The 6,499-nt window shown below is 64.1% G+C and carries 6 protein-coding genes; 1 reads left to right on the top strand and 5 read right to left on the bottom strand.

Annotation, left to right across the window (positions count from 1 at the left end):
• Positions 1 to 55: 55 nt before the first annotated feature.
• From CO676_RS33730 to petA, 5 genes are all read right to left on the bottom strand, one after another.
• On the bottom strand, positions 56 to 3,223 hold the full coding sequence (locus CO676_RS33730; protein ID WP_097524248.1) for a CusA/CzcA family heavy metal efflux RND transporter: 3,168 nt from the start codon (positions 3,221 to 3,223) through the stop codon (positions 56 to 58).
• The gene (locus tag CO676_RS33735) at positions 3,220 to 4,650 is read right to left on the bottom strand and encodes an efflux RND transporter periplasmic adaptor subunit (RefSeq protein WP_097524249.1); all 1,431 of its coding nucleotides are present in this window, start codon (positions 4,648 to 4,650) and stop codon (positions 3,220 to 3,222) included. The genes CO676_RS33730 and CO676_RS33735 overlap by 4 nt, the downstream gene beginning before the upstream one ends.
• Positions 4,647 to 5,045: a FixH family protein gene (locus CO676_RS33740; protein ID WP_014763452.1), complete on the bottom strand. Its 399-nt coding sequence runs from the start codon at positions 5,043 to 5,045 to the stop codon at positions 4,647 to 4,649. The genes CO676_RS33735 and CO676_RS33740 overlap by 4 nt, the downstream gene beginning before the upstream one ends.
• A gap of 110 nt (positions 5,046 to 5,155) precedes the next feature.
• Positions 5,156 to 5,557, bottom strand: a complete 402-nt coding sequence (locus CO676_RS33745; protein ID WP_097524250.1) for a hypothetical protein — start codon at positions 5,555 to 5,557, stop codon at positions 5,156 to 5,158.
• 73 nt (positions 5,558 to 5,630) lie between these two features.
• Positions 5,631 to 6,134 (bottom strand): ubiquinol-cytochrome c reductase iron-sulfur subunit, encoded by a 504-nt coding sequence (gene petA / locus CO676_RS33750; RefSeq protein ID WP_245424656.1) that lies wholly within the window; start codon positions 6,132 to 6,134, stop codon positions 5,631 to 5,633.
• 76 nt (positions 6,135 to 6,210) lie between these two features.
• On the opposite strand from petA, the gene CO676_RS35880 reads away from it, so the two are divergent.
• The coding region (locus tag CO676_RS35880) for a hypothetical protein (protein WP_210202667.1) at positions 6,211 to 6,499 on the top strand (289 nt) is incomplete at its 3' end.

Below are 6,499 nucleotides of genomic sequence, written 5' to 3' on the forward strand. Positions count from 1 at the left end.
TGATCCGATCCAGACAGGCATTCGATCCCAACCGAAAAGCGGCTTGACTTTTCCATTACTCGGCCGCCTCCAAGAGCTTCTCCTCTGCGGCCTCGACCGCTGGTCGGTTGTCGGCCGCCAGCCGCCAGCCCTTCACCAGTCCGTAGATCGCCGGGATCACCGCGAGCGTGAGCACGGTCGACGAGATCATGCCACCGATCATCGGCACGGCGATACGCTGCATGATCTCCGAGCCGGTGCCCGTGCTCCAGAGGATCGGCACCAGCCCCGCGATGATCGCCACGACAGTCATCATCTTCGGCCGCACCCGTTCGACTGCACCGACCATGATCGTCTGATGCAGGTCGTCTCGCGTGAACGCGCGCTTCTCAGCCGAGCATGCCGCGCGCCGTTCCCGGAGCGCCTGGTCGAGATAGATCAGCATGATCACGCCGGTCTCGGCCGCCACGCCCGCGAGCGCGATGAAGCCGACGACCACGGCCACCGAGGCGTTGAAGCCAAGCCACCACATCAGCCAGATGCCGCCGACAAGCGCAAAGGGCAGCGACAGCATGACGATCAGCGTCTCGGTCAGCGCCTTGAAGTTCAGGTAGAGCAGCAGGAAGATCAGTGCGAGCGTCAGCGGCACGACCATCGCGAGGCGGGCCTTGGCCCGTTCGAGGTACTCGTACTGGCCGCTCCAGGCGACGGAGTAGCCGGCGGGCATCGTCACGCTCTTGGCGACCGCGTTCTTCGCTTCCGCGACGTAGCCGCCGAGATCGCGATTGGCGATGTCGACGAAGACGTAGACGGCGAGCTGGCCGTTCTCGGTGCGGATCGTCGTGGCCCCACGGGTCAGCGTCACGTCGGCGACAGCGCCGAGCGGAACCGTTCCGCCGCCGGGAAGCGCGACCTCGACGTCGCGGGCGATCGATTGCGGATCGCTCCTGAACGCCCGCGGATAGCGGACCGCGACGCCATAGCGCTCGCGGCCCTCGACCGTCGAGGTCACCACCTCGGATCCGAGCGCCGTGCCGATCACCTCCTGGACGTCGCCGATGCTCAAGCCATAGCGCCCGAGCGCCAAGCGATCGGGGATGATGTCGAGGTAGTAGCCGCCGATGACGCGCTCGGCATAGGCGCTCGTGGTGCCGGGGATCGTCTTGAGCACAGTCTCGATATCGCGTGCGATCCGCTCCATCTCCCCGAGATCGGTCCCGTACACCTTGACGCCGACGGGGGTGCGGATACCCGTCGACAGCATATCGATGCGGGCGCGGATCGGCATGGTCCAGGCATTGGAAACGCCAGGGAACTGCAGCGCCGCATCCATCTCCTGCTTGAGGCTCTCGATCGTCACGCCCGGACGCCATTCTGGCTTCGGCTTCAGCGTGATAATCGTCTCGAACATCTCCGTCGGCGCGGGATCGGTGGCGGTCAGCGCCCTTCCCGCCTTGCCGAAGACGGTCTCGACTTCCGGGAAGGACTTGATGATCCGGTCCTGAGTCTGCATCAACTCGGCCGCCTTTGTCACCGACAGGCCGGGCAAGGTCGTCGGCATGTACATGAGCGTGCCTTCGTTGAGGCTCGGCATGAACTCGATGCCGATCTGGCGCGCCGGCCAGACCGTCGCGACAAGTGCTGCGACCGCCAGCAGGATCGTGATCGTCTTCGCCCGCAGCACCCCGGCAATCACCGGGCGGTAGATCCAGATGAGAAAACGATTCAGCGGGTTTCTGTGCTCCGGCACGATCCGGCCTCGCACGAACACCACCATCAGCGCCGGAACGAGCGTCACCGATAGGAGCGCGGCGGCCGCCATGGCGAAGGTCTTGGTGAATGCGAGCGGCCCGAACAGCCGTCCCTCCTGCGACTCCAGCGTGAAGATCGGCAGGAACGATACCGTGATGATCAGCAGGCTGAAGAAGAGCGCCGGGCCGACCTCGCTCGCCGCCTTGATCAGCACCTCGGTGCGGGATTTGTCAGGCGGGGCGCGCTCCAGATGCTTGTGGGCGTTCTCGATCATGACGATCGCCGCGTCGATCATCGCGCCGATGGCGATGGCGATGCCGCCGAGGCTCATGATGTTGGCCCCGATGCCGAGCGCGCGCATCGCGACGAAGGAGATCAGGATGCCGATCGGCAGCATGATGATCGCAACGAGGGCGCTGCGGACATGGAGGAGGAAAGCGATCGTGACCAGGGCGACGATGACGGATTCCTCGACGAGCGTGCCCTTGAGCGTCTCGATCGCCGCCTCGATCAGCTCCGAGCGATCGTAGACGGGCAGGATTTCCGTGCCGGCGGGAAGGCTTTCCTTGATCGCCGTCAGGCTCTTCTTGGCGCTGTCGATGACGTTAAGCGCGTTTTCGCCGACCCGCTGCAGCACGATGCCGCTTGCGACCTCTCCTTCGCCGTTCAACTCAGTAATGCCGCGGCGCTCGTCTGGAACCGTCTCCACCCGCGCTACGTCGCCAAGACGGAGCGGCGTGCCGCCTTCGGTCATCAGAACGATGTTCTCGATGTCCTTGATGCCCTGCAGGTAGCCTTTGCCCCGGACCATGAACTCGAATTCGGAAATCTCGACCGTCCGCCCACCGACGTCCCGATTGCTGGCGCGGACCGCGTCGGCGACTTGTTTAAGCGTCACGTTCTGCGCTCTGAGGCGTGCCGGGTCGACGACGATGGAGTACTGCTTGACGAAGCCGCCGACGCTCGCGACCTCGGCGACGCCCTCGGACTTCGAAGCGGCGAAGCGGACAACCCAATCCTGCAGCGAGCGGAGTTCCGCCAGCGACAGTTCCTTCGCCACGAGGGCGTACTGGTAGACCCAGCCCACGCCCGTCGCATCCGGGCCGAGGCTCGGCGACACGCCTTCGGGCAGCCTGCTGGAGGCGGCGTTCAGGTATTCGAGCACGCGGCTGCGCGCCCAGTAGGGATCGGTCCCGTCTTCGAAGATGACGTAGACGAAGGAAACCCCGAAGAAGGAGAAGCCGCGCACGACCCTCGAGCGTGGGACGGTCAGCATGGACGTCGTCAGCGGATAGGTGACCTGGTCCTCGACCACCTGCGGTGCCTGGCCGGGATAGTCGGTAAAGACGATGACCTGCACGTCCGAGAGGTCCGGGATGGCATCCAGCGGAAGCGTCCGCAGGGAATAGACTCCGGCGGCGATCGAGAGCGCAGCGCCGACGAAGATCAGCACGAGATTGCGAGCGGACCAGGCGATCAAGTTGGAGATCATGGCTGTGCCTCGCTCGCGGTCAGCGAATTCAGCGCCGCGTTGAGGTTGCTTTCAGCGTCGAGCAGGAAGTTGGCGGCAACCACGATCTTCTCGCCGGCTTCGATCCCTTTCGTGATCTCCGTCCGGTCATCGCCACGCGCTCCGAGAGCGACGTCACGCGGTTCGAAGCGGCCGTCGCCCTTGTCGACGAACACCAGTTGGCGATCACCCGTGTCGATGACGGCGCTGTTCGGCACGGCGACAACCGGATCCGGTTCGCCCGAGGCGATCTCGACCTCGGCGTACATGTTGGCGAGAAGCAGGCCATCGGCGTTGGAGAGCTCAACCCGTACCTTGGCCGTCCGCGTCTGCGCCTGAACCTCGGGATAGATCAGGTCGACGGTGCCTTCGAACATCTTGCCGGGGAGATTGCGCACGCTGACCGTGGCGGGCGCGCCCTTGCGGATGGCTGCGGCATCGTATTCGGGGACGTCCGCGATCACCCACACCCTGGACGTGTCGGCGATGCGGAACAGGACGTCGCCGGCCTCCGCCATCATGCCCGTGGTCGCGTTGCGCTCGAGGACGACGCCGTCGCCGGGCGACAGGTAGGCGATGCTCTTGGGCACCGCCCGGTCGCGCGCGATCGCCCGGACCGCCTCTTCCGGTACGCCGAGATTGCGCAGTTGCAGCGCGCCGCCGACGTCGAGGTCGGGCTTGCCGCCGCCGCGCAGTTCCGTGGCGTATTCAGCTCCGGCCTTGGCGATCTCCTTCGAATAGAAATGGAAGAGCCGGTCACCTTTTTTCACTCGGTCGCCTGTGGTGACGTCGGCGACATCTTCGATGAAGGCGTCCGCCCGCATCGAGACAATCCGCACCAGCCGTTCGTCGAATGCGACAGTGCCGGGCACGCGCACCTTGCGGGCGATGACGGCTCGCTCCGCCGTCGCTGTCTTCACCCCGGTCCGCTGGAGCTTGCCGAGCGAAACTTTGACGACGGAGGTGTCCGCCTCGTCGCCCTCGTAGACCGGGATGTAGTCCATGCTCATCGAGTCTTTCTTCGGCACCTTGGAGGTGTCGGGCAGGCCCATGGGATTGCGGTAATAGAGTATCTTGCGCTCGCCCGCGTTCGGCGTGGCTCCCGCGCTTTCGGCGGATGCCTTCTCCACCGTCTCGAAGGATACGTCCTCGCTCTGCCGCACGGCGACGAAGGCGCGGCCGTCAGGAGTTTCCTTCGGCATAGCCGAATACTCCGGCGCACCGTCCGGATGGCGGTAGTAGATGACCTTGCCCGTCGGCATGGCCGCGGGCGGCATTGTTTCCCCGAGCGCCTGCCCGGGGAAAAACTGGCGGAAGTTGGTGGCGAGGCCGCGCGTGCCCGCCACGTAGCCTCCCCCGCCAGCGGCGGCGAGGGAGCTGACGAGGACCAGGAATTTGAACGTCTTCACGGTGTCGCCTGCAGGATGACTTCGCCTTGGACGGTGTCGGTCTCGCCCTGGACCTTGGCAGCGAGCTTGAAGCGCCAGCCGCCTTCCATGCTGAGGTTGGTCTTGAAGCGGTAGATGCCGGGTTCCGTAGACGGCACAGGCTCGACAGAGGTGGTCATTGCCTCCATGCCTTCCGGTGCCATGTCGAGGCGCGTGGTGAAGATCACCGCGTCCGAAACGGGCTTTTCCGTTCGCTTGTCGATCAGCCGAACCGCGACAGTCGCTTCCGGACTCTGCGCGACCTCGGACTGGACGAGCTGGAACTCGTAGTCCGTTGCAGTGGCGAAGGATGTGGTTGTCGAGGCGAGCACAACCGCCAGCGATGCGAGGATTCCCTTGCGAGAAAATTGGTTCATACGAAATCTCACCCAGGACCGGCAGGTCGGCCGCGTCCTTGAACAGACAATATGGTCGGATGCACCCGCCGACGCTTGGGCAGGACGAATCCAGCGGATCGAAGGTGAGATCAGGCCTTGGGAGGTCGCGCGGGCGGCTCGATGATAGCCGAGGGCAGATGGCTGTCCTCTAACAAGCCGTGCGACAGTTCGCGGGACTCAAGACTGATGCGCCGGCCGCCCGTGTCCTCATGGGCGAGAATGGTGGAGGAGCATAAGAGTGCGAGCGGACACGCCCTACCGCATTCGTTCTTTTGGGCGGGCTGCTGCTCCGGACAGCAGGACATGTCCTCGGCGCCTTCCATGCCCGGCATGGCTTCCATCTGCATGTCGGACGAAAGTGCCATCGCATTCGCCGCCACGCTCATGCTCACGGGACCGAACACGACCCCGAGCAGCGCTAACAGACAAAGAAAGCGCCGGAGCGCGACGACAGCGAACATGCGCTTATGCTTGCATAGCGCGCCGTTCATTGGAAGACGGTCACGGAAAGTTGCGACCGAGGCCGCATCCGACCTCCACTGGGTTATTTAACCAGGCAGAGGACTATCCAATCCGCACAACAGTTTCGGACACGAATTCGAAGCGCGGAATCGCAAGGTTCTCCGGTGCGGGTCCCTTGCGGACCCTGCCGGCGGTATCATAGTGCGATCCGTGGCAGGGGCAGAACCAGCCCCCGAAATCGCCGGCCTGTCCTAGAGGCACGCAGCCGAGATGCGTGCAGACGCCAATCATCACGATCCAGTTCTCCTTCGCCTCCCCGGCGGAGCGGGCGACATCGGTCGCAGGCTGGTCGTCGGCAAGGTTGGCGTTCCGGGCGAATGGATCCTTTAGATCATCAAGTGCTGTCGCCTTTGCCGCCTCGATCTCCTGCTGGGTGCGGTTTCGAATGAAGACCGGCCGACCGCGCCATTTGACGGTCAGAGACATGCCTTCTGCGAGGGGTGATACATCCACCTCGATGGAGGCCATCGCGAGCGTCGATGCGTCAGGACGCATCTGGTCAATGAATGGCCAGGACGCGGCCCCGACACCGACGGCCCCCGCCATGGCTGTCACCAGATAGAGAAATCGCGTTTGGTTGGCCCGCCTGGTTCGTCTATCGCCACAGGAATAGTGCCTCGTTATGGCGCTTAGCTGGTCCCGTTGCAAAAGATCGTGGATCGCCCTGCCCAACCGGGGCGTGGTGACGACGATCTTTCGAGAGAAGCTCTGCGCAGCCATTATACGTCCAAGCCCCAAGCGATGGGAATGGCAACTGAGTCCGGCAAATGCCGCCCTCCGGCTCAGCGAATTGGACTTCTGCTCACCACCATTCCGCGAGGCTGATGAAGGCGTACTCTCGACCGATACCGTTGAAAAAGTCCGTTTTCTGGGACCTCTGATTTTTTGGAGGGCCGTAGAGGCAAACAAAG

It is taken from the genome of Sinorhizobium sp. BJ1 (genome assembly GCF_002531555.1).
GTDB lineage: Bacteria > Pseudomonadota > Alphaproteobacteria > Rhizobiales > Rhizobiaceae > Sinorhizobium > Sinorhizobium fredii_B.